Genomic DNA, 21,818 nt, shown 5'->3' with positions numbered 1-21,818 from the left:
ATGCTGCGGTCGTGGTGACGACCGGTCCGGAGGGATCCGCTCCGCGCCGCCGGCGTGGCCGTCCCGGCCACGACCAGGCGGCGATCCTGCGCGCCGCCGTGGACCTGTTCAACCGCAAGGGCTACGACGCCACCAGCATGGGCGACCTGGCCAGGGAGCTCGGCCTCACCAAGCCCGCGATCTACCACCACGTCTCGGGCAAGGAGCAGCTGCTCGGCCAGGCCCTCGACGACGCCCTCGACGAGCTCACCGCCGCCGTGGCCGAGGCGTCCCGCGCGCGCGAGGGAACGACCGCCTACGAGCGGCTGCGCGCGGTGGTGCGGCGCAGCGTCGAGGTCCTCGTCGCGCACCAGCCGACCGTCACGCTGCTGCTGCGGGTGAGGGGCAACAGCGAGGTGGAGCTGGCCGCGCTGGAGCGCCGCCGGTGGATCGACGACCGGCTGGCCGAACTCGTCGCCGACGCCGTCGCCGAGGGCGCGCTGCGCGGGGACGTGCCGCCGGTGCTGGTGAGCCGGCTGCTGTTCGGCATGGTGAACTCACTGGTCGAGTGGTACCGGCCGGGCGGCGCCTACGACACCGCGACCGTCGCCGACGCCATCACCGCGATCGCCTTCGACGGCCTCGCCCGCAACGAGACCCGCAACGCTCCAGGGCAGTTCGATTAGGCGTCGTAGTCGACCGTGACGGTGTCGGCGGCCGGGAACGACTGGCAGGTCAGCACGAACCCGGCGGCGACCTCGGACGGTTCGAGGGCGTAGTTGCGGCGCATGTCGGCCTCGCCCTCGGCGACGCGGGCGCGGCACGTCCCGCAGACGCCGCCCTTGCAGGCGAAGGGCAGGTCGCCGCGGGTGCGCTGGGCGCCCTCCAGGATCGTCGTCTCGCGGGACACCCGGGACGTGGTGCGCAGGCCGTCGAGCACGACGGTCAGCTCGGCCGTCGCGCCGGCGACGGTGTCGTCGGCGCGCCTCGGCCGCGGCGGAGGGGCGTCGACGTAGAACAGCTCGACGTGCACCCGCGCGGGGACGGCGAGGTCGGCGAGGACCTTCCGCGCGTCCTCGACCATCGCAAGGGGCCCGCAGAGCCAGACGTGGTCGAAGACCTCGGCGGGCACCAGGCCGGTGAGCAGGCGGGCGAGGCGGTCGCCGTCGAGGCGGCCGGAGAACAGCGCGACGTCGCGCGGCTCGCGGGACAGCACGTGGGCGAGCTGGAACCGCGGCCCGTACCGGTTCTTCAGGTCGCCGAGCTCCTCGGCGAACATCACGGTGCGGCTGGTGCGGTTGCCGTACAGCAATGTCACCTGCGCACTGGGGTGGGTCAGGACGGTGGAGGCGACCGACAGCATGGGGGTGATGCCGGAGCCGGCGGCGATGCACAGGTGCCGTTCGCCCGCCTCCGGGTCGGCCTGCCAGGAGCCGGTGGGGGTCTGCACCTCGAGGCGCGTGCCCGGTTCGACCTCGTTGACGAGCCAGGACGAGAACAGCCCGCCGGGGATCTCCCGGACGCCGATGCGCGGCGCGGCGCCGGCGGGCGCGCAGATCGAGTAGGACCGGCGCTCCTCCCGCCCGTCGACGAAGCGCCGCAGGGTGAGGGACTGCCCGGCCCGGAAGGCGTAGGCGTCGCGCAGGCCGGCGGGGACGTCGAAGGTGATCGCGGCGGCGTCCTCGCAGAGGCGGTCGACCGCCGCGACGGTCAGCTCGTGGAACACCGCCGACCGGGCCGGTGCGGCGCCGGGCGCGAGGGTGGTCATGTCAGATCTCCTTGACGTGCTCGAACGGTTCGAGGCAGTCGGTGCAGCGGTACAGGGCCTTGCAGGCGGTGGCGCCGAACTCGGAGGTCAGCTTGGTGGCGGCGGAGCCGCAGCGCGGGCAGGCGGGGGCGCGGCGGACCGGCCCGAGCGTGAGCGCCACCGGCCCGGTGCGCCGCGGCGCCGGACCGGGCGGCGACAGGCCCGCCGCCCGCAGCGCGGCCCGCCCGCGCTCGGAGATCCAGTCGCTCGACCACGGCGGGTCGAGGACCACCCGCACGTCGACCCGTCCGAATCCGGCGTCGTTCAGCCGGTGGACGAGGTCGTCGCGCATGGTCGCCATGGCCGGGCAGCCGGTGTAGGTCGGGGCGATCGAGGCGACGACGACCTCGCCGCCGTCCGGACCGGGCTCGACGTCGACGCCGCGCAGCACGCCGAGGTCGGCGAGGGTGAGCATCGGCATCTCCGGGTCGCGTACCCGCCCGGCCGCTTCGCGGGCGCGCTCGCGGGCCGTCGCGAGGGCGCTCACCAGCGCCCGCCCGGGTGTGCGCGCGCGACGACCTGCATCTCGGCGAGCAGCCGGCCGAACGCCTCGGTGTGCATGCCGTCGCGGCCCGTCCGCCCGCCGACCCCGGCGAGCGGCGCCCGGTCCGGGCGGTCGACGCCGCTGACGGCGAGGACCTGGCCGAGGACGGCGTCGACCTCGTCGCGGACGGAGGCGGGATCCACGCCGACGCCGACCTCGGCGAGGGACGTCTCGAGGGGGTGCGCGGTGACCGTTTCCGGGTGGAGCGGCCACAACGCGTCGAGTGCCGCGACGAGCCTGCGGCGCGACTCCTCGGTGCCCTGCGCGAGGGTGAGGAACCAGCGTCCCGCCCAGTCGCGGTGGTAGGTGACCTCCTTGACGCCCTTGGCCGCCACCGCCGCCAGCACCTGGTCGGTGCTCGCACGGAGCCGCTCCAGCAGCGCGAGCCGGGCCACCGAGAACAGCAGCAGGCGGACGACGATGTGCGCGAAGTCGCCGTTGGCCACCTCGGCGAGGCGGACGTTGCGGAACTCCCCGGCCTCGCGGAAGAAGGCGAGCGCGTCCTCGGCCGGCACCGGGGAGCCCTCGGGGAGGGCGGGCACGGCGGCGGGGTCGGCGGCGGCCGCCCGCGACAGCAGCAGCCGCGCCTGCCCGAGCAGGTCGAGGGCCATGTTCGCCAGCGCGATGTCCTCTTCGAGGTCGGGAGCGCGGCTGCACCACTCCGCCAGGCGCTGCGACATGATCAGTGCGTCGTCGCCGAGCATCAGGCAGTACGCGGCGAGATCGGCGCGGTCGACGCCGTCCGGCACGGTGGTGTCGACGCCGGCGAGGGGGTCCTCGAAGCCGGTGCCGAACGCCCACTGCGAGGACTCGCCGCCGGCCAGGCCGTCGAACACGCCGCCGAGGTCGCTGTTCAGGAGGTCGTCGCTCATCGGTGGTCCGCCTCACATGTGCGGGACGTCGCCCGGGATGTCATAGAACGTCGGGTGCCGGTAGACCTTGTCGCCGTTCGGCGCGAACAGCGGGTCCTTCTCGTCCGGGCTGGACGCGGTGATCGCGTCGGCCCGCACGACCCAGATGCTCACGCCCTCGTTGCGGCGCGTGTAGACGTCGCGGGCGTGCCGCAGCGCCATCACGTCGTCGGGGGCGTGCAGCGACCCGACGTGCACGTGGTTGAGGCCGCGCTTGCCGCGCACGAACACCTCGTAGAGCGGCCACTCCCGCCGGTCGCCGCTCACCGGGAACCTCCCCGGGCGGACTTCTCCGCGAACGCCGTCGCCGCCTCGCGGACCCAGGCGCCGTCCTCGTGGGCGGCGCGGCGATGGGCCATCCGCTGCGCGTTGCACGGGCCGTCCCCGCCGACGACCCGGGCGAACTCCTCCCAGTCCGGCTCGCCGAAGTCGTAGTGCCCGCGCTCGGCGTTCCAGCGCAGGTCCGGGTCGGGCAGCCTCACCCCGAGCACGTCGGCCTGCGGGACGGTCATGTCGACGAACTTCTGCCGCAGCTCGTCGTTGGAGTTGCGCTTGACGCCCCACGCCATCGACCGCGCGCTGTTGGGGGACGCGGCGTCCGGCGGGCCGAACATCATCAGCGACGGCCACCAGAACCGGTCGACCGACTCCTGCACCATGGCGCGCTGGGCGTCCGTGCCGCGCATCATCGTCATCAGCAGCTCGTAGCCCTGCCGCTGGTGGAACGACTCCTCCTTGCAGATCCGGATCATCGCGCGGCCGTAGGGCCCGTAGGACGTGCGGCACAGCGGCACCTGGTTGCAGATCGCGGCGCCGTCCACCAGCCAGCCGATCGTGCCGACGTCGGCGTACGACAGCGCCGGGTAGTTGAAGATCGAGGAGTACTTCTGCCGGCCGGACAGCAGCATCTCCGTCAGCTCGGCGCGGGAGACGCCGAGGGTCTCGCACGCCGAGTACAGGTAGAGCCCGTGGCCTGCCTCGTCCTGCACCTTCGCCAGCAGGATCGCCTTGCGGCGCAGCGACGGGGCGCGGCCGATCCAGCCGCCCTCCGGCTGCATCCCGATGATCTCCGAATGCGCGTGCTGGGCGATCTGCCGCACCAGCGTCCGGCGGTAGTCCTCGGGCATCCAGTCGCGGGGCTCGATCCGGTCGCCCCGCGCGATGGTCGCGTCGAACCGCTCCTGCGCCGCCTCCCGCGCCGCGGGGTCCGCGGAGGTCGTCGTCATGTCCGCTCCCTCACCGGTCGAACGAATTACTTATCGTTCGGTCAGTAATAAGGTCGCACGGGACGGCGCCCCAGCGCAACACCCGCCCGGCCGGGACCCGCCACACGGGACCGCCTCCTCCGCGCGCCGGGCCCGCGGGCTACGGTGAGGTGGCCCGGACCCGGCCGGCCGCATCCACCCTGGAGGACCGCATGCACCGCCTCACCGTCCAGTACTTCTCCCCCGCCGACCCGGCGGCGTTCGACGAGCGCTACGAGCGCGTGCACGTGCCGCTCGTGCACGCGCTGCCCGGCCTGAAGTCGTTCACGCTGACGCGCCCGCAGGCGCTCGGCGCCGGCGCGCCCTACCTCGTCGCCGAGCTGTGGTTCGCGGACGGCGACGCCCTCGCGGCGGCGCTCGGCAGCCCGGAGATGGCCGCGGCCGCCGAGGACGCGGCGAAGTACGAGGTCGCCTCCACCACGATGTTCTCCGGCGAGGTCCACGAGACCCTCGGCTGACCCGCACGGCCCCGCCGCCGCCCCCTCGTCGCGGACGAGGCGGGCGGCGGCCGCGTTCACGCGCCCGGGACGGCGCCCCACGCCGCTCCCCGCCCGCGGGCCTCGTCGAACACCAGCCACGTGCGGGTGGCGCGGACGCCCGGGATGTCCTGGACGCGCTCCAGCACCACGTGCCGCAGCGCCGCGTTGTCCGGGGCCCTGACCAGGGCGAGCACGTCGTAGTCCCCGCCGACCATCGCGAAGTGCTCGACGTAGGTGATCTCCTTCAGCCCGGCCGACACCGCCCGCCAGGAGTTCTGCTCGATCGTGATCGAGACGTACGCGCTGGTGCCGAGCCCCGCCCGGTGCGGCGCCAGCTCCGCCGTGAAGCCGGTGATGACGCCGTCGTCCATCAGCCGGGTGAGGCGCGCGTAGGCGTTGGCGCGGGAGACGTGCACGTTCTCGGCGAGGGCCCGCACCGAGATCCGGCCGTCGCGCAGCAGCTCGGCGATGATCGCCCGGTCCACCGCGTCCAGCCGTCCGGCAGAACGTCCCGGCCAGGCGCCGTCCGCGGCGTCATCGTTCGACATTTGGCCATCCTCACGCCCCATCGGTAACCACTTGTCGCTCATTATCCGGCATGTCTTGAACAGATGGTCGTCCGGGCGGACGCTTTGGTCGTCAAGCGTCCAGAGAAAGCGAGGCGCGCCATGCCAGTGCGAAAGGGCGGGCCAGTGCGAAAGGGCGAGCCCGTGCGGAAGGCGGGGCCGGCGCGGACACCGAGGTCCGCGCGGAGACCCGCTCGCGATCACCGGCCGGCGGTCGAGGAGCTGCTCCCGTCCGCCGTCCCGGTGCGCTTCGTCGCCGAGGACGGCACGGCCGCCGAGCCCCCGGCCGGACGGACGGCGCCCGGCGACGGCGAGCTGCTGGAGGGGTACCGGCGGATGGTCCTCGGGCGCCGCTTCGACCGGCAGGCGACGGCGCTGACCCGGCAGGGCCGGCTCGCGGTGTACCCGTCGAGCCGCGGGCAGGAGGCCTGCCAGATCGGCGGCGTGCTCGCGCTGCGCGACGGCGACTGGCTGTTCCCCACCTACCGCGACTCGGTGGCCCTGGTCGCCCGCGGCCTCGACCCCGCCGAGGTGCTGACGCTGCTGCAGGGCGGCTGGCACTGCGGGTACGACCCCGCCGCCGTGCGGGTCGCGCCCCAGTGCACCCCGCTGGCCACCCAGACCCTCCACGCGGTGGGGATGGCCGAGGCGCTGCGGCGCAAGGGCGAGGACGGCGTCGTGATGGCCTTCGTCGGCGACGGCGGCACGAGCGAGGGCGACTTCCACGAGGCGCTCAACTACGCGGCGGTGCGGCGCGCGCCCGTGGTGTTCCTCGTGCAGAACAACCAGTACGCGATCTCGGTGCCGCTGGCCAAGCAGACCGCCGCGCCCGCGCTCGCCTACAAGGGCGTCGGCTACGGCGTCCGCTCCGAGCAGGTGGACGGCAACGACCTCGTCGCCGTGCTGTCCGTCCTGGGCACGGCGGTGGAGCGCGCGCGTTCGGGCGGCGGCCCGTCGCTGGTGGAGGCGCACACCTACCGCATGGACGCCCACACCAACGCCGACGACGCCACCCGCTACCGGCGGGACGACGAGGTCGCGCGCTGGGAGGCCGCCGACCCCATCGCCCGGCTGGAGGCCTACCTGCGCGGCAGGGGCGTGCTCGACGACGAGGGCGTCGCCGCGGCGGACAAGGCCGCCGAGGAGTTCGCCGCCCGCGTCCGCGACGCGCTGAACGCCGACGCCGAGCGCGCGCCCGCCCCGCTGGAGCTGTTCGAGCACGTCTTCGCCGAGCCCACGCCGCAGCTGCGCGAGCAGCGGGCCCAGCTGGCGTCCGAGCTGGCCGCCCTGGAGGACTGACATGACGACGATGACGGGACGCACCACGCAGATGACCATGGCGCAGGCGCTGAACGCCGCGCTGCGGGACGCGCTCGGCGCGGACGAGCGGGTCCTGGTCTTCGGCGAGGACGTCGGGCCGCTGGGCGGCGTCTTCCGCATCACCGACGGGCTGACCGCCGAGTTCGGCGAGGACCGGTGCTTCGACACCCCGCTCGCCGAGGCCGGCATCGTCGGGCTGGCCGTCGGGCTGGCGATGGGCGGGTTCCGCCCGGTCGTGGAGATGCAGTTCGACGCGTTCGCCTACCCGGCGTTCGAGCAGATCGCCTCGCACGTGGCGAAGATGCGCAACCGCACCCGCGGCCTGCTGCCGCTGCCGATGGTGATCCGCATCCCGTACGCGGGCGGCGTCGGCGGCGTCGAGCACCACTCCGACTCCAGCGAGGCCTACTACGCGCACACGCCCGGCCTGAAGGTGGTCACCCCCGCCACGCCGGACGACGCGTACCGGCTGCTGCGCGAGGCCGTCGCCGATCCCGACCCGGTCGTCTTCATGGAGCCGAAGCGGCTGTACTGGTCCTCGGGCGAGGTCTCGCGGGGCGAGCGGCACGGCGCCGGGATCGGGCGGGCCGCGGTGCGGCGCGCCGGGACGGACGCGACGCTCGTCGCCTACGGGCCGAGCGTCTCGGTGGCCCTGGAGGCGGCCGAGGCCGCGGCGGCGGAGGGCCGCTCGCTGGAGGTCGTGGACCTGCGGTCGATCGTCCCGTTCGACGACGAGACCGTCATGGCGTCGGTCCGCAGGACGGGCCGGTGCGTGGTGGTCCAGGAGGCGCAGGGGTTCGCCGGCGTCGGCGCGGAGATCGCGGCGCGCGTCCAGGAGCGCTGCTTCCACTCCCTCGCCGCGCCGGTGCTGCGCGTCAGCGGGTTCGACATCCCGTACCCGCCGCCGAAGCTGGAGCGCTCGCACCTGCCGGACGCCGACCGGGTGCTCGACGCGGTCGACCGGCTGCAGTTCGACGACGCGCCCGACACCCGCTACCTGGCGGCGGCGGAGCCGACGGACGCGGGGGTCCGGCCCCTCGCCGGCGGCGCGATGCGGGAGGCATCGTGACGACCGCCGTCGCCGCGCGGGTGTTCCGCCTGCCCGACCTCGGCGAGGGCCTGACCGAGGCCGAGGTCCTGGAATGGAAGGTGGCGGTCGGCGACACCGTCGAGGTCGACCAGGTCGTGGTGGAGGTGGAGACCGCCAAGGCCGCCGTCGAGGTCCCGGTCCCGTTCGCCGGGACGGTGCTGAAGCTGCACGCCGGAGCGGGGGCCGTCCTCGGCGTCGGCGAACCGCTCATCGAGGTCGGGTCGGCGGGGACCGCGCCAGGGACCTCGTCCGGGGACCCGGCCGCGGTCCGGTACCGCGAGGAGGAGCAGGCGGGCTCGGGCAACGTGCTGATCGGTTACGGCACGGGCGGCGCGCCGGGGACGCGCAGGCGGCGCGGCCGGGCGCGTCCCGCCCCCCAAACGGCCGGCGCCGAAGCGGGCCGCCCCGGCGCGGCCGTGCCCGCCGCACGCCCGGCGACGGCCGCGCGGGCGGCACGGCCGGGGCCGGCGCCGCGCGTGATCTCGCCGCTGGTCCGCCGGATCGCCCGCGAGCACGGCGTGGACATCGCCGCCGTCACCCCGACCGGCCCGCGCGGCGTCATCCTGCGCCGCGACGTCGAGCAGGCCATCGCCGCGGCCGGGCCCGAAGAGCCGGCGACCGCCGCCGCGCCCGGTCGCGCGGCGCCCGGCCTCGCGGACGAGCGCATCCCGCTGCGCGGCCTGCGCCGGGCGGTGGCCGACAAGCTCACCCGCAGCCGCGCCGAGATCCCCGACGCGACCACCTGGGTGGACGTCGACGCCACCGGCCTGGTCGAGGTGAAGGACGCGCTGCGCCGGGCCCGCCCGGACCTGCGCATCGGCCTGCTCGCGCTGCTCGCCCGCATCTGCGTGTCGGGGCTGCGCCGGTTCCCGGAGCTGAACTCCTCGGTCGACACCGCCCGCGGCGAGATCGTCCGGCACGGGCGGGTGAACCTCGGCTTCGCCGCGCAGACCGACCGGGGGCTGGTCGTCCCGGTCGTCCGGGACGCGCACCTGATGACGACCGCGGACCTCGCCGCCGAGCTGGCCCGGCTCACCGGCCTCGCCCGCGCCGGGAAGCTGCCGCCCGAGGCGCTGACCGGCGGCACGTTCACGCTCAACAACTACGGGGTGTTCGGCGTGGACGGCTCGACGCCCATCATCAACCATCCGGAGGCGGCGCTGCTCGGCGTGGGCCGCTTCGCCGACCGGCCGTGGGTGCACGACGGCGCCGTCGTGCCGCGCAAGGTCGCGCAGCTGTCCCTGACGTTCGACCACCGGGTCTGCGACGGCGGCGCCGCCGGCGGGTTCCTGCGCTACGTGGCCGACTGCGTGGAGAACCCCGGTGTCCTGATCGCGCACAGCTGAACCGGCGCCGGTCAGACGTGCCGGCCCGGCCGGTACGGGCCGAGCGCCGCGGCGGGACGGCCGTGGACCTCCTGGTCGATCAGCTCGGCCAGATAGGGGCCGAGCGTGATGCCGCTGTGCGCGACGGCGGTGTAGAGGCCGGGGAGCTGCGGGCCGACGAGCGGGTAGCCGTCGGTCGGCAGGGGCCGCACGCACCGGCGCACATCGGTGATGTCCGTGCTCAGGCCGGGGACGAGGGCACCGGCGCGGGCGAGGAGCTCGGTCCCGGCGGCCTCGATCCGGTCCGCCGGGACCGCGTCGTCGATGCCGGCGTCGATGTCGACGGCCTCCAGGACGAGCCCCCCGTTCTCCGCCGGGCGCATGGACAGCTCCGGCCCGTGCACGAGCCCGGTGAGGACGCCGGGCACCGGCGTCGTGGTGGCGACCAGGCACGGCGCCGGCGAACCGGGCACGGACGGGTCGGCCAGCGGCAGGACGATCCCGGCGGTGGCCAGCAGCGCGGGCGCGTCCCGGCCGGCGGCGCAGATCGTGAGGTCGGCGTCCAGGTCGCGGCCGTCGTCGAGGCGCGCCCCGGTGACCCGGCCGCCGTCGACGTTGAGTCGGACCGCGCGGCGCCCGGTGACGACGCGGGCACCGGACTCCTGCGCCCGCCGCGCGAGGGCCTCCGCCGCGAGGCCCCCGTGAACGAAGCCTTCGTCGGGATAGTGCGCGACGAGCGCGCCGCGCGGAACCCGGACGGCCGGTTCCAGCGCGCGCAACCGGTCGCCGCCGATCACGTGGGCGGCGTAGCCGAGGCGGGTCAGGGCGTCGACCCGCGCGGCCAGCTCCGCCTTGGCGTCCTCGTCCACCGCCCACGCGATGTTGCCCACCGCCCGGTACCAGGACGGGCCGCCGAACCCGGCGGCCACGTCGCGCCAGGTGCGCAGCGCGTCCGTCCGGAACCGGTGGTAGGCCGGGTCTTCGGGGTCGTTGGCGTTGAACCAGGCGTAGCTGGTCCCGGACGTCCCGGCGCCGGGCCGCCGCTCCTCGACGACCGTCACCGCGTCGCGGCTCCCGGGCGGCCCGCCGTCCACCCGGCGGGCGAGCCGGTCGGCGAGCGCCGCGCCGATGATGCCCGCACCGATGACGAGTATCCGCATCACCTCAGCCTGGCATCCCGCCCGCCGGGCACCAAGAGCGATCCCGGGCCGGACCGGGCCGACGGCGGGTCCGGCCAGGCCGGCGCGGTGGCCGGGCTAGGCCAGGGCCGGGGCCAGGCGGCGCCATTCCTCGCGGGGGAACGCGTTGCCGTCGGCCGTGAGCACCTGCACGCAGACGTGGTCGGCGCCGGCGGCGCGGTGCTCGTCCACCCGGCGCCGGATCGCCTCCTCGTCGCCCCAGGCGATCAGGGCGTCGAACAGCCGGTCGCTCACCGTGTCGACATCCTCCTGCGCGAACCCGACCCGCAGCAGGTTGCCCGCGTAGTTCGGCAGGCTCAGGTAGGAGCGCAGCCAGTCGGTCCCGATGGTGCGCGCCTCGTCCCGCGTCGAGCAGAGGATCACCGTCTGCTCCGGGAGGACGAGCGGGCCCTCCCCGACGGCCTCGCGGGCGAGCCGGGTGTGCTCCGGCGGGACGAGGTACGGGTGGGCGCCGCGGGCCCGCTTCGCCGCCGTCTCCAGCATCCGGGGGCCGAGCGCGGCGAGCACCCGGCTCTCCCGGGGGACGGGGCGTTCGGCCGCGTCGAGGCCGTCGAGGAAGGCGGACATCGCCGCGAGCGGCCTGCGGTAGCGGCCGGGCTCCGAGGCGTCCACGAGCGGGGCGTGGCTCACCCCGATGCCCATGAGGAAGCGGTCGCCGTGCTCGGCCGACAGCGACGCGAACGACGCGGCGGCGTCCTCGGGCGCGTGCATCCACAGGTTCAGGATGCCGGTCGCGACGACCGCGCGGCGGGTCGCCGCGAGGAGGTTGCCGACCGCGTCGAACACCGGTCCCCCGATGTCGGGGATCCACATCGCGCGGTACCCGAGCTCCTCCAGTTCCGCGGCGGCCTCGGCCGCCTCGGCGGCGTCCCCGTAGCGCAGTTGCTGGCTCCACACACCGACGCCGGACAGCTCCACGGCGCTCTCCTCCCGGTCGTGCCGCACGGGCGGGCGAGCGGACCGCCCGCCGTCCGGCCGTCGTCCTTGATCTTCCAGGAGAGCGTAGCGGGGGCGCGCCGGACGGTGCCCGGCCCCTGCCGCGGCCGCCCCACCATGACGATGATCGGGCGGTGAGCGGCGTTTGACGTGGGCTTTCTCGGGCTAGTGCCCGGTGTAGGCACGGCGGCGGGAGGGGGCCACGGATGACGGCGGTCGAGGAGGCGGCCGACACCAGCGCGGAGGAGGCGCTGCGGCGGCACGGCCTCGGGAAGCGGATCGGCGACGTCCTGGCGACGACCGACCACAAGGTGGTCGGCTACATGTACCTGACCACCTCGTTCGCCATGTTCCTGATCGCCGGGCTGATGGCGATGCTGATGCGGTCCGAGCTCATGAGGCCGGGCCTTCAGGTGATGGACAACCTGCAGTACAACGAGCTGTTCACCATCCACGGCACCATCATGATGCTGCTGTTCGCCACCCCCCTGTTCCTGGGGTTCGCCAACGTGATCGTGCCGCTGCAGATCGGCGCGCCCGACGTGGCGTTCCCCCGCCTGAACGCCCTCACCTTCTACCTGTTCGCGTTCGGCTCGCTGATCGTGCTGGCCGGGTTCCTCGCCCCGCTCGGCGCCGCCAGTTTCGGATGGTTCGCCTACGCCCCGCTGAACTCGGCCGTCTACTCACCGGGCCTCGGCAAGGACATGTGGGTCATGGGCCTGATCCTGTCCGGTGTCGGGACGACCCTGACCGGCGTCAACCTGATCACCACGATCACCGCCATGCGCGCGCCCGGCATGCTGATGTTCCGGATGCCGATCTTCACCTGGAACGTGCTGCTGACCAGCCTGATGGTCATCGTCGCGTTCCCGGTGCTGGCCGCCGCGCTGTTCGCGCTGGAGGCCGACCGCAGGCTCGGCACGCACATCTACGACCCGCACAACGGCGGCGCGCTGCTGTGGCAGCACCTGTTCTGGTTCTTCGGCCACCCCGAGGTCTACATCGTGGCGCTGCCGTTCTTCGGGATCGTCACCGAGATCATCCCCGTGTTCTCCCGCAAACCGATCTTCGGGTACCTGGCGCTGGTCGCCGCCACCATCGCCATCACCGGGCTGTCGATGGCGGTGTGGGCGCACCACATGTTCGCCACCGGCCAGGTCCTGCTGCCGTTCTTCTCGATCACCTCGTTCATGATCGCCGTGCCGACGGGGGTGAAGTTCTTCAACTGGGTCGGCACCATGTGGAAGGGCGAGCTCGTCCTGGCCGCACCGATGCTGTGGGCGATCGGCTTCCTGGTGACCTTCCTGTTCGGCGGGCTGACAGGGGTGATCCTGGCCTCGCCCGCCATGGACTTCCACCTCACCGACTCCTTCTTCGTCGTGGGGCACCTGCACTACGTCCTGTTCGGGACCGTGGTGTTCGCGATGTTCGGCGGGTTCTACTTCTGGTGGCCGAAGATGACCGGCAGGAGGCTCGACGAGACCTGGGGGAAGATCCATTTCTGGTCGCTGTTCGCCGGCTTCCACACCACCTTCCTCGTCCAGCACTGGCTCGGCGCCGCAGGCATGCCCCGCCGCTACGCCGACTACCCCCGGGAGTTCGCGACGCTGAACCTGGTGTCGTCGATCGGCGCGTTCGTCCTCGGCGCGTCCACCTTCGCGTTCCTGTGGAACGTCTACCGGACGCACCGGCGCGGCGAACGCGTCGGCGTGGACGACCCGTGGGGCTTCGGCAACTCGCTGGAGTGGGCGACGTCGTGCCCGCCGCCCCGCCACAACTTCACGCAAATGCCGCGGATCCGGTCGATGCGGCCGGCGTTCGATCTGCACTACCCGCCGCTGGAGCCGCCGGAGGAGGCGGAGATCGCCACGCCCCCGCCGCCCGGCGGCCCGTAGCGGCCCCGGCGGACCAGCCGGTCAGGCCACCGGCTCGGTGGACGGCTCGGCGGGCGCGGCCTCCCGCGCGGTGGCGGCCGCGCGGCGGCCCGGGATCGTCGTGGCGATCAGCGCGGCGAGGACGGCGACGCCGCAGCCGATCGCGAGGCCGGTGCGGAACCCGTTCTGCGAGGGCAGCGCGTGCCCGCCGAGGCTGATCGTCATCTGCGACAGCACGGCCCCGACGACGGCGGCGGACACCGACGTGCCGATGGAGCGCATCAGCGTGTTGAAGCTGTTGGCCGAGCCGGTCTCCGACTGCGGCACCGCGCTCATGATGAGGGCGGGCATCGCGCCGTAGGCGAGGCCGACGCCGCCGCTGCAGATCGCGGTGAAGAGCATCAGGCCCCAGGCGTGCCCCAGCAGGACCTGCGCCGACCCGTACCCGGCCGCGATCACCAGGGCCCCGCTGATCAGCGTGATCTTGGGGCCGCGGGCGGCCGACAGCCGCGCGCCGAGCGGGGACACCGCCATCATCACCAGGCCGGAGGGGACCATCCACAGCCCGGCGGCCACCATCGACTGGCCGAGGCCGTACCCGGTCTGCTCGGGCAGTTGCAGGAGCTGCGGCGCGATCAGCGACTGGGCGTACATGGAGAAGCCGACCACGACCGACGCGGCGTTGGTGAGCAGCACCTGCGGCCGGGCGGTGACGCGCAGGTCGACGAGCGGGTCGCGGGTGCGCAGCTCCCACCACCCCCACGCGAGCAGGACGATCACGGCGGCGGCGAACAGGCCGACGGTGGTGCCGCTCGCCCAGCCCCAGTCGGCGCCCTTGGACACGGCGAGCAGCAGGCAGACGAGGCCGGCGCCGAGCCCGGCCGCGCCGGGGGCGTCGAAGCGGCCCTTGGCCTGCGCGGGCACGGCGGGCACCAGCAGCCAGATCAGCACGGCGACGAGGACGCTCAGCGCGGCCGATCCCCAGAAGAGCACGCGCCAGCTGGTGTTCTCGGCGACCAGCGCGGCGATCGGCAGCCCGAAGGCGGCACCGATGCCCATCGAGGAGCTCATCAGCGCGATGGACGAGCCGAGCCGCTCGGGCGGCAGCAGGTCGCGCAGCGCGCTGATACCGAGCGGGATCATGCCCATGCCGAGGCCCTGCAGGCCGCGGCCGATGATCATCGGCCAGAGCGAGCCCGCCAGCGCGCACACCACCGAGCCGGCGATCAGCGGCACCATGCAGGCCAGCATCAGCCGGCGCTTGCCGTACAGGTCGCCGAGCCGGCCGATCATCGGCATCGCGACCGCGGACGCCAGCAGCGTGCCGGTGATCACCCAGGTCGCGTTGGAGGCCGTGGTGTGCAGCAGCTTCGGCAGGTCGGCGATCAGCGGCACCACCAGCGTCTGCATGAACGCGGCGACGATGCCCGCGACGGCGAGCACCGCGACGATGCCGTTCGGGCGGACGGTGGACCGGGAGTCGTCCACGTGAGTCTCCTCTTCGAGAAACGGGGCGGCTCCGCGGTGGCGGAGCCGTCCATATGCACGATAAATACGATATGGGCCATACACAAAATGTGTATGGCCCATAAACATTGTGGAAAAGCGAGCGTCCCTGGCCGCGGCCCTGAACGCTCCTTCTTCCCGCCCGGTCACTCCGCCATCTGGGCGGCCATGCGGGCGATGTCCTCGCGGTCGAGGTGGACGAAGTCGCCGGTCGCCTCGACCGTCACCCGGCCGCGCTGCAGGAGCCGCCCGACCGTGCGCACCCGCTTGCCCTCGCGGGCCTCGACCTCGCCCTCGAACAGGCACGGCTCGCCGAGCAGGGTCGGCCGGCGGTAGGCGATCTCCAGCCGGGCCGTCGGGCCGGCGACCCCGGCGATGAAGTTCGCCGCCGCGCACAGGATGTCGAACGCGCCCGCGATCACCGCGCCGTGCACGCAGCCGGGCGGCCCCTCGTAGGGGCGGGTGAACGTGCCGCGCAGCAGCGCCTTCGGCGGCTCGAACGCCACCTCCAGCGGGAGCGCCATCGGGTTGTGCCGACCGATGACGAGGTCGTAGGCCATGCGCCCGGCGAGGTCGGGCCGGCCGTCGCCGGACATGTGCAGCATCGTCTTCGGCAGCGGCGGGTCGGGGACGTGCCGCTCCAGCGCGTCGGCGACGGACTCCAGCTCGCGCGCCGCCGCCAGCGTCTCCTCCGCGGGCGCCGTCGTCGCCGTGGCGACCGCGATGAGCCGCCGGATGGCGTCCATCAGCGCCGCGGACTCCGCTTCGCGGCCCACCAGCGCGGGATGCGGGGATTCGGACGTGTTCGTCACATGCACCTCAACGGTCGTCGCTCATGCCGCCGGGCGGGCGGCCGGGCCGCGCCCGTGCCGGGCGGGCCCTCCCGGCGCAGGCGCCGGGACGCTCTCAGGGCGCGGCGGGCTCCGCCTCCGCGTCCGGCCGCTCGAACATGCCCCGGCCGCGGAACAGCCGGACGACCAGGTCGCCCTGGCCGCGCAGCATCGCGACGTACTCGCGCTCCGCGGCCTGCGCGTCGGCCTTCTTCATCGCGCGGACGATCGCGGCGGTGCCGCGCTTCTCCGCGGCCGGCACGCCGGGCACCAGCTCGAAGACGTTGCCGGGCACGATGCCGGTCATCTGCTTCAGCATGTTGCGCAGCCGCGGCGACTGTGCCGCCTCCACGACCAGGCCGTGGAAGCGCGCCGTCAGCTCCTGCAGCGCCTCGGCGCCGTCCGCCGCGGCGATCTCCTTCTGCAGGGGCGCCAGCCGCTCGCCCAGCTCGGCGCCCTGCCGCTCCACCGCCCGCCGGGCCCCGAAGCCGTAGAACAGCCCGTACAGCTCGTAGTGGTCGCGGACCGACGGCTCGTCGAGCGCGTTCACGAACGCGCCCCGGTGGGCGATGATCGTGATCCAGCCCTCCCGCTCCAGCGCGATCAGCGCCTCGCGGACGGGGATCCTCGACACCCCGAGCGCGCGCGCCACCGCGTCCTGCGGGACCCGCTGCCCCTGGCGCAGCACGCCGTCGAAGATCAGCCGGCGCAGGTAGAGCCGGACCTGCTCGCCGCTGGTCAGCCGGGACAGGTTCTGCCCCGGGAGCGCGCCGGCGCCGTCCGTCATACCGGCGGCCCGCAGCTCGGGTTCCTGGCTCCGCGGGATCGCTCTCACTCCTAGGTCCGGTGGGCGGTCCGACACCGCCCGGCACGCAACGCAAAGCTAGCAGCGCGTACTCCCCGCGTCCGGCGGCCCGCGGACCCGGCGCGTCCGCCGGGGCGGTGCGCCGCCGGGTACGGCACGCAAAAAATATATTGTAGCCGGTATCAGATCGCATGCCCGCGCCCGGTGGCCGGCGGGTCCTCCAGGAGCCGCTTGATGACCTTGCCGGTCTCGTTGTAGGGCAGCGCGTCGCGGAACTCCACGCGGGCGGGCACCTTGAAGGGCGCCAGTCCCGCGGCCACCCAGTCGCGCACCTCCCGCTCGGTGAGACGCGCGCCACCGCGCGGCACCACGACGGCCTTGACCTCCTGGCCGAGGACGGTGTGCGGGACGCCGACCACGCACGCGTCGGCGATACCGGGATGCTCGACGAGCCGGTACTCGATCTCGATCGGGTAGACGTTCTCCCCGCCCCGGATGATGAGGTCGCGCATCCGGCTCTCCAGGTACAGGACGCCGTCCACGATGCGGCCGAAGTCGCCGGACCGGTACCAGCGGCCCGGCATGAGCGCCTCCGCCGTCGCCTCCGCGTCGCCCCAGTAACCGAGGAACACCCCGGCGCCGCCGATGTGGACGCGCCCGACCTCGCCCTCGGGTAGCGGCTTGCCGTCCTCGTCGCGGACCTGCACGCGGATGGTGGGCGCGGCGGCGCCGACCGAGGCGGGATGCCCGTCCATCTCGCGGCCGTTGAGGAAGGTGCCGGTCCCGGTCGTCTCGGTCATCCCGTAGCCGTTGGTGATGCCGACGCCCGGCAGCCTCTCCTCGAACAGCCGCAGCAGCTCGGGCGCGAACGTGGCGCCGCCGCTGCCGATCGTCGCGACCCGCGAGGTGTCGTACTCGGCGAACCGCGGATGGGTGAGCATCTGCCAGAAGTGCGTCGGGACGCCGGTCCACTGCGTCAGCCCGTGGTCGTGGGTCAGCTTCAGCGCGGCCTCCGCGTCCCACCGCCCCGGCGGCGGCAGCACCAGCTTGAGCGCGAACAGCGGCGCGTTCGCCAGCGCGAGGCACGCGCCGGAGACGTGGAACAGCGGGTTGGCGAACACCGAGGCGCGCTGCACGCCGTCCGGGACCTGCCGCCGCCCCGGCGGGCCGGTGAGGGCGGCGACGGCGCCGCCGAGCCCGCCGAACAGCCCGAAGTGCACGAAGTTGCGGTGCGACAGGGTGGCGCCCTTGGGGCGGCCGGTCGTCCCGCTGGTGAACATGATCGCGGCGGGGTCGTCCTCGTGGATCCCGGTGCCGGGCAGCGCGCCGGACGGATCGGGCAGGGACGCCGCGGCGGCGTGCAGCTCGTCCAGCGAGACGACCGGGACGCCGCCGGCGGCGGCGCGGGTCTCCGCCAGGCGCACCAGCGGCTTGCCCGCGCCGAACAGCACGGACGGCCCGGTCAGCCCGATGCCGTGGTCGAGCTCGCCCGGCGTCCACCAGCCGTTCAGCCCGACCATGATCGCGCCGAGCGACAGCGCGCCCCACCACAGCAGGACGTGCTCCAGGCCGTTCGGCGCCGCCACCGCCACCCGGTCGCCCCTGCCGATGCCGTACCGGGCGGCGAGGACGCGGGCGTACGCGGCGGCGAGCCGGTGCGCCTCGGCGAACGTCACGGCGCGGTCCGGCGCATCGGCGAACGCGAGGTAGGTCTGATCGGGGGTGTTCGACGCGGCGGCGGCGAGCATGGCGGGGACGTGCGGCGCCCGCTGCGCGAACACCTCGGCCGGCGCGCCGAGCACGTCCTCGACGCGGCGCTCGAACATGGCGCCCGGGCCGCACAGCAGCGCGCGCATGCCGTCGTCGAGCAGCTCGTCGCCGTGCCACTCCAGGGTGAGGGGGGCGGGCATGGATCACTCCCGTCGGCCGGGTTGGCTCACCCCTTGTATATAACATCAAATCTACGAAAAGATGAGACGGCAGTCTCATGTCGATCCGTCGGGCGCGAACCGCACACGCCGGGCCGGGCCGCCGGCCTCCCGCCACCGCTGGAGGAGCACGATGCACGAGTCGATCAACCTGGTCAGCGGCGAGTTCTGGGGCCGCGACCCGCACGAGGAACTGCGCTGGATCCGCGAGAACGAGCCGGTGTACCGGGACGAGAACGGCGGCGTCTGGGGGATCTCCAAGCACGCCGACGTCAAGGCGGTGTCCCGGAACCCGGAGGCCTTCTCCAGCGCCCACGGCATCCGGCCCGACAACGCCGCGATGCCGATGATGATCGACATGGACGACCCCGAGCACAAGATGCGCCGCAAGCTGGTCAGCGCCGGCTTCACCCCGCGCCGCGTCGCCGCCCAGGAGGACTACCTGCGGCGGATCTGCGACGAGATCCTCGACGGCGTCTGCGAGCGGGGCGAGTGCGACTTCGTGCACGACATCGCCGCGCAGCTCCCGCTGATCGTGATCGGCGACGCGCTCGGCTTCGCCCCGCGGGACCGGCAGACGCTGCTGGCCTGGTCGGACGACATGCTCCGGGCCCTGACCGGCGGCGACGACCTGGAGCTGATGGTCAAGGCCGGGGAGGCGTTCGCCGGGTTCAACGAGTACGCCGCCCGGGCCGTCGAGCGGTGCCGCGCCGAACCGGGCGACGACCTGCTCAGCATCCTGGTGCACGCCGAGATCGACGGCGACCACCTCGACCTCGACTCGCTGCTGCAGGAGTCGCTGCTGATCCTCATCGGCGGCGACGAGACCACCCGGCACGTCATCTCCGGCGGCATGTACCAGCTGTGCCTGCATCCGGACCAGCGGCGCAAGCTGATCGACGACCCGGCGAAGATCCCGGCCGCGGTCGAGGAGATGCTGCGCTGGGTCTCCCCCATCAAGAACATGAACCGGACCGCGACCCGCGACGTCGAGCTCGGCGGCCGGACGATCCGCGAGGGCGACAAGGTGCTGCTGCTGTACCCGTCGGCGAACCGGGACGCGGACGTGTTCGACGACCCGTTCCGCTTCGACGTGGAGCGCGCCCCGAACGACCACATCGCGTTCGGCAACGGGCCGCACTTCTGCCTCGGCAACAGCCTCGCCCGGCTGGAATTGAAGGTGATGTTCGAGCGGCTGCTGGCCCGGCTGCCCGACATCGAGCCGATCGAGGACGGCGAGCCGGCGCACCGGTCCGCCAACTTCGTCTCCGGCTACGAGTCGTTCAAGGTCCGGTTCACGCCGTCCGCACCGCTGGGAGCCTGACATGCCGGACATCAACGACCTGCCGGAACTCGGCTTCTACGGGCTCGCCGGGCACTCGTCCTCGCCCCGGGACCTGCTCGGCCAGGTGCGCGACGGCGAGCGGCTCGGCCTCGGCTCGGTGTTCCTGTCCGAGCGCTTCGCCACCAAGGACGCCGCGACCCTGTCGGGCGCCGCGGGCGCGGTGAGCGAGCGGCTCGGCATCGCGACCGCGGCCACCAACCACAACACGCGCCACCCGCTCGTCACCGCGACGTTCGCGGCGACGATGCACCGCCTCACCGGCGGCCGGTTCGCGCTCGGCCTCGGCCGCGGGTTCGACCTGCTGTTCGACGTGATGGGCCTGCCCCGCGTCACGTCCGCGCAACTCGAGGACTTCATCGGCATCATGCGCCGGCTCTGGCGCGGGGAGCCGGTCATCGACCACCACGGACCGGCCGGCGACTTCCCGTACCTGAACCAGGACCCCTCGTTCGACGAGGACATCCCGATCCTGCTCACCGCGATGGGCGGGAAGACGCTGGAGTTCGCCGGATCGGTCGCCGACGGCGTCGTCCTGCACACCTTCTTCACCGACGAGACGCTGAGCCGCTCGGTGGAGGCGGTGCGGCGCGGCGCCGAGAAGGCCGGACGCGATCCGGCGGACGTCCGGGTCTGGTCGGTGCTCGCCACGGTCGGCGACCATCTCGAGGAGGAGCAGCGGCTGCGCAAGCTCGTCGGCCGGTTCGCCACGTACCTGCAGGGCTACGGCGACCTGCTCGTCCGTGTCAACGGCTGGGACCCGGAGCCGCTCGCCCGTTTTCGCGCGGACGACCTCGTCGCCGGCTTCCCCGGCGCGTTCGACGCGATCGGCACGGCGGAGCAGCTCGAGCACGTCGCCACGCTCATCCCGGACGAGTGGCTCGCCGCCTCGGCGACCGGCTCGGCCGCCGCGTGCGCGCGCCGCGTCCTCGACCAGTTCGACGCGGGCGCCGACGGCGTGATCATGCACGGGGTGACGCCGGCCGAGGTCGAGCCCGTCGTGGCGGCCTACCGCGACGTCAGGCCCGCCGGTCTCGCGAGCGGCGCGCGGCGCAATCCCGGCCGGAGCTGAGTCCCATGCCCTTCATCGACGGCCCGTCCGCGCTCACGCCGGCGGCGCTCAGCGAGATCTTCGCGGCGTCGGTGACCGCCGTGCGGTGGGAGAAGGTCGGTTCCGGCCAGATCGGGGCGTGCTACCGCCTCAGGCTCGAGGGCGCCGAGGGCGTGCCGCGCCGTCTGGTCGCGAAGCTGGCGGCCGAGGACGAGGCGTCCCGCGCGTTCCTCGCGCCCGCGTACCGCGCCGAGGTGTCCTTCTACCGGGACGTCGCCCCGACCGTCGCGGTGCGGACGCCCCGCTGCCACTACAGCGCCCTGTCCGACGACGGGACCTCCTTCGTCCTGCTGCTCGACGACCTGCACCCGGCGGCGCAGGGCGACCAGATCGCGGGATGCACGCCGGAGCAGGCGGCCGACGCCGTCACGAACCTCGCGGGCCTGCACGGCCCGCGCTGGTGCGACCCGGCGCTGACCGGCCTTCCCTGGCTGAGCGCGGTCGGCGCGGACGACGCGGCCACGCTCGCCGAGGTGTACGCGCCCGCCGTCGAGACGTTCGCGGACCGGTTCGCCGGCGCGCTCGACGACCGGGACGTGGGCACGCTCCGCGACACCGCCGCTGCGATCGCCGCGTGGATGACGGCCCGTCCCGACCGGTTCGGCCTCGTCCACGGCGACTACCGCCTGGACAACCTGCTGTTCCCGCCAGCGCCGGAACGAGGCGCCACGGCGGTCGACTGGCAGACGCTCAGCCTCGGCCACCCGCTCCGCGACCTCGCCTTCTTCCTCGGCACGAGCCTGGACCCCGCCGGCCGTGCCGCGCACGAGCGGTCACTCGTCGCGGCCTACCACGCCGCCCTGACCGGGTACGGGGTGGACGGCTACGACCTGGACGAGTGCTTCGAGGACTACCGCTTCGCCGCCCTCCAGGGCCCGCTGATCACCGTCCTGGGCTGCGCGTACGGGACGCGCACCGAACGCGGCGACCGCATGTTCCTGACGATGGCCGCCCGCTCCTGCGCGGCGATCCGGGACCTGGGCTCGCTCGATCTCCTCTGA

At 74.0% G+C, this 21,818-nt stretch carries 21 protein-coding genes; 9 read left to right on the top strand and 12 right to left on the bottom strand.

Annotated features, from left to right (window positions below; all coding sequences use genetic code 11):
* The first annotated feature begins 11 nt into the window (after window positions 1-11).
* A complete protein-coding gene (locus F8568_RS04570) occupies window positions 12-665 on the top strand; it encodes a TetR/AcrR family transcriptional regulator (RefSeq protein WP_151591683.1) in 654 nt (217 codons plus the stop codon).
* Here the strand turns inward: F8568_RS04570 and paaE are convergent.
* The 5 genes from paaE to paaA are packed head-to-tail and all read right to left on the bottom strand — an operon-like array spanning window position 662 to window position 4,467.
* Entirely contained in the window at window positions 662-1,747 is a 1,086-nt protein-coding gene (paaE, locus tag F8568_RS04565) for a 1,2-phenylacetyl-CoA epoxidase subunit PaaE (RefSeq protein WP_151591681.1), read from the bottom strand. The two genes, F8568_RS04570 and paaE, sit on opposite strands and share 4 nt — an antisense overlap.
* 1 nt (window position 1,748) lies before the next feature.
* Window positions 1,749-2,276 carry a 1,2-phenylacetyl-CoA epoxidase subunit PaaD gene (paaD, locus tag F8568_RS04560; protein WP_202124548.1) on the bottom strand — a complete coding sequence of 176 codons (528 nt, stop codon included), beginning with the start codon at window positions 2,274-2,276 and terminating at the stop codon, window positions 1,749-1,751.
* Window positions 2,270-3,202, bottom strand: a complete 933-nt coding sequence (gene paaC, locus F8568_RS04555) for a 1,2-phenylacetyl-CoA epoxidase subunit PaaC (RefSeq protein ID WP_151591679.1) — start codon at window positions 3,200-3,202, stop codon at window positions 2,270-2,272. Before paaC ends, paaD begins: the two co-directional genes overlap by 7 nt.
* Window positions 3,203-3,214: 12 nt before the next feature.
* Window positions 3,215-3,508: a 1,2-phenylacetyl-CoA epoxidase subunit PaaB gene (gene paaB, locus F8568_RS04550; protein WP_151591677.1), complete on the bottom strand. Its 294-nt coding sequence runs from the start codon at window positions 3,506-3,508 to the stop codon at window positions 3,215-3,217.
* Window positions 3,505-4,467, bottom strand: coding sequence for a 1,2-phenylacetyl-CoA epoxidase subunit PaaA (gene paaA, locus F8568_RS04545; protein ID WP_151591675.1), 963 nt, complete (start codon window positions 4,465-4,467; stop codon window positions 3,505-3,507). The genes paaB and paaA overlap by 4 nt, the downstream gene beginning before the upstream one ends.
* A 191-nt stretch (window positions 4,468-4,658) precedes the next feature.
* Between paaA and F8568_RS04540 the strand changes: the two genes are divergently transcribed.
* Window positions 4,659-4,964, top strand: a complete 306-nt coding sequence (locus F8568_RS04540) for an EthD family reductase (protein ID WP_151591673.1) — start codon at window positions 4,659-4,661, stop codon at window positions 4,962-4,964.
* 56 nt (window positions 4,965-5,020) lie between these two features.
* Here the strand turns inward: F8568_RS04540 and F8568_RS04535 are convergent, their stop codons facing one another.
* A complete protein-coding gene (locus F8568_RS04535) occupies window positions 5,021-5,533 on the bottom strand; it encodes an Lrp/AsnC family transcriptional regulator (RefSeq protein WP_202124494.1) in 513 nt (170 codons plus the stop codon).
* A gap of 240 nt (window positions 5,534-5,773) precedes the next feature.
* On the opposite strand from F8568_RS04535, the gene pdhA reads away from it, so the two are divergent.
* The 3 genes from pdhA to F8568_RS04520 are packed head-to-tail and all read left to right on the top strand — an operon-like array spanning window position 5,774 to window position 9,307.
* Window positions 5,774-6,850 (top strand): pyruvate dehydrogenase (acetyl-transferring) E1 component subunit alpha, encoded by a 1,077-nt coding sequence (gene pdhA / locus F8568_RS04530; protein WP_236008413.1) that lies wholly within the window; start codon window positions 5,774-5,776, stop codon window positions 6,848-6,850.
* Window positions 6,851-6,860: 10 nt separating this feature from the next.
* The gene (locus F8568_RS04525; protein WP_160573528.1) at window positions 6,861-7,940 is read left to right on the top strand and encodes an alpha-ketoacid dehydrogenase subunit beta; all 1,080 of its coding nucleotides are present in this window, start codon (window positions 6,861-6,863) and stop codon (window positions 7,938-7,940) included.
* Window positions 7,937-9,307, top strand: a complete 1,371-nt coding sequence (locus tag F8568_RS04520; RefSeq protein WP_151591666.1) for a dihydrolipoamide acetyltransferase family protein — start codon at window positions 7,937-7,939, stop codon at window positions 9,305-9,307. The genes F8568_RS04525 and F8568_RS04520 overlap by 4 nt, the downstream gene beginning before the upstream one ends.
* Before the next feature lie 11 nt (window positions 9,308-9,318).
* Here the strand turns inward: F8568_RS04520 and F8568_RS04515 are convergent, their stop codons facing one another.
* Window positions 9,319-10,446 (bottom strand): NAD(P)/FAD-dependent oxidoreductase, encoded by a 1,128-nt coding sequence (locus F8568_RS04515; protein ID WP_151591663.1) that lies wholly within the window; start codon window positions 10,444-10,446, stop codon window positions 9,319-9,321.
* 96 nt (window positions 10,447-10,542) lie between these two features.
* Window positions 10,543-11,403, bottom strand: coding sequence for an LLM class F420-dependent oxidoreductase (locus tag F8568_RS04510; protein WP_151592198.1), 861 nt, complete (start codon window positions 11,401-11,403; stop codon window positions 10,543-10,545).
* A gap of 224 nt (window positions 11,404-11,627) precedes the next feature.
* Between F8568_RS04510 and ctaD the strand changes: the two genes are divergently transcribed.
* Entirely contained in the window at window positions 11,628-13,316 is a 1,689-nt protein-coding gene (ctaD, locus tag F8568_RS04505) for an aa3-type cytochrome oxidase subunit I (RefSeq protein ID WP_151591661.1), read from the top strand.
* Window positions 13,317-13,337: 21 nt separating this feature from the next.
* Here the strand turns inward: ctaD and F8568_RS04500 are convergent, their stop codons facing one another.
* The 4 genes from F8568_RS04500 to F8568_RS04485 form a co-directional block, all read right to left on the bottom strand.
* On the bottom strand, window positions 13,338-14,783 hold the full coding sequence (locus F8568_RS04500) for an MFS transporter (protein ID WP_328600720.1): 1,446 nt from the start codon (window positions 14,781-14,783) through the stop codon (window positions 13,338-13,340).
* Between the two features lie 164 nt (window positions 14,784-14,947).
* On the bottom strand, window positions 14,948-15,613 hold the full coding sequence (locus F8568_RS50185) for a PaaI family thioesterase (protein WP_160573498.1): 666 nt from the start codon (window positions 15,611-15,613) through the stop codon (window positions 14,948-14,950).
* Between the two features lie 94 nt (window positions 15,614-15,707).
* On the bottom strand, window positions 15,708-16,466 hold the full coding sequence (locus F8568_RS04490) for a GntR family transcriptional regulator (RefSeq protein ID WP_328600719.1): 759 nt from the start codon (window positions 16,464-16,466) through the stop codon (window positions 15,708-15,710).
* Between the two features lie 152 nt (window positions 16,467-16,618).
* Complete coding sequence (locus F8568_RS04485) at window positions 16,619-18,346, bottom strand: class I adenylate-forming enzyme family protein (protein ID WP_151591657.1); 1,728 nt, start codon at window positions 18,344-18,346, stop codon at window positions 16,619-16,621.
* Between the two features lie 151 nt (window positions 18,347-18,497).
* Here F8568_RS04485 and F8568_RS04480 point away from each other — a divergent pair, with 151 nt between their 5' ends.
* Genes F8568_RS04480 through F8568_RS04470 form a run of 3 tightly spaced genes read left to right on the top strand, consistent with a single transcriptional unit; the run spans window position 18,498 to window position 21,818 of the window.
* On the top strand, window positions 18,498-19,688 hold the full coding sequence (locus F8568_RS04480) for a cytochrome P450 (protein ID WP_151591655.1): 1,191 nt from the start codon (window positions 18,498-18,500) through the stop codon (window positions 19,686-19,688).
* A 1-nt stretch (window position 19,689) separates the two neighbouring features.
* On the top strand, window positions 19,690-20,778 hold the full coding sequence (locus tag F8568_RS04475) for a TIGR03857 family LLM class F420-dependent oxidoreductase (RefSeq protein ID WP_151591653.1): 1,089 nt from the start codon (window positions 19,690-19,692) through the stop codon (window positions 20,776-20,778).
* 5 nt (window positions 20,779-20,783) lie between these two features.
* Window positions 20,784-21,818: a phosphotransferase family protein gene (locus F8568_RS04470; protein WP_151591651.1), complete on the top strand. Its 1,035-nt coding sequence runs from the start codon at window positions 20,784-20,786 to the stop codon at window positions 21,816-21,818.

This window comes from Actinomadura physcomitrii, assembly GCF_008923205.2.
Taxonomy (GTDB): domain Bacteria; phylum Actinomycetota; class Actinomycetes; order Streptosporangiales; family Streptosporangiaceae; genus Spirillospora; species Spirillospora physcomitrii.
Note: the sequence above shows the minus strand (reverse complement) of the source record. Positions and strands in the feature narration are given on the sequence as shown.

Bases quoted from the DNA above. Each gene is read 5' to 3' on its own strand.
- paaE (WP_151591681.1), bottom strand. From the start codon at position 1,747: ATGACCACCCTCGCGCCCGGCGCCGCACCGGCCCGGTCGGCGGTGTTC.
- paaC (WP_151591679.1), bottom strand. From the start codon at position 3,202: ATGAGCGACGACCTCCTGAACAGCGACCTCGGCGGCGTGTTCGACGGC.
- paaA (WP_151591675.1), bottom strand. From the start codon at position 4,467: ATGACGACGACCTCCGCGGACCCCGCGGCGCGGGAGGCGGCGCAGGAG.
- F8568_RS04540 (WP_151591673.1), top strand. From the start codon at position 4,659: ATGCACCGCCTCACCGTCCAGTACTTCTCCCCCGCCGACCCGGCGGCG.
- F8568_RS04535 (WP_202124494.1), bottom strand. From the start codon at position 5,533: ATGTCGAACGATGACGCCGCGGACGGCGCCTGGCCGGGACGTTCTGCC.
- F8568_RS04525 (WP_160573528.1), top strand. From the start codon at position 6,861: ATGACGGGACGCACCACGCAGATGACCATGGCGCAGGCGCTGAACGCC.
- F8568_RS04515 (WP_151591663.1), bottom strand. From the start codon at position 10,446: ATGCGGATACTCGTCATCGGTGCGGGCATCATCGGCGCGGCGCTCGCC.
- ctaD (WP_151591661.1), top strand. From the start codon at position 11,628: ATGACGGCGGTCGAGGAGGCGGCCGACACCAGCGCGGAGGAGGCGCTG.
- F8568_RS04485 (WP_151591657.1), bottom strand. From the start codon at position 18,346: ATGCCCGCCCCCCTCACCCTGGAGTGGCACGGCGACGAGCTGCTCGAC.
- F8568_RS04480 (WP_151591655.1), top strand. From the start codon at position 18,498: ATGCACGAGTCGATCAACCTGGTCAGCGGCGAGTTCTGGGGCCGCGAC.
- F8568_RS04475 (WP_151591653.1), top strand. From the start codon at position 19,690: ATGCCGGACATCAACGACCTGCCGGAACTCGGCTTCTACGGGCTCGCC.
- F8568_RS04470 (WP_151591651.1), top strand. From the start codon at position 20,784: ATGCCCTTCATCGACGGCCCGTCCGCGCTCACGCCGGCGGCGCTCAGC.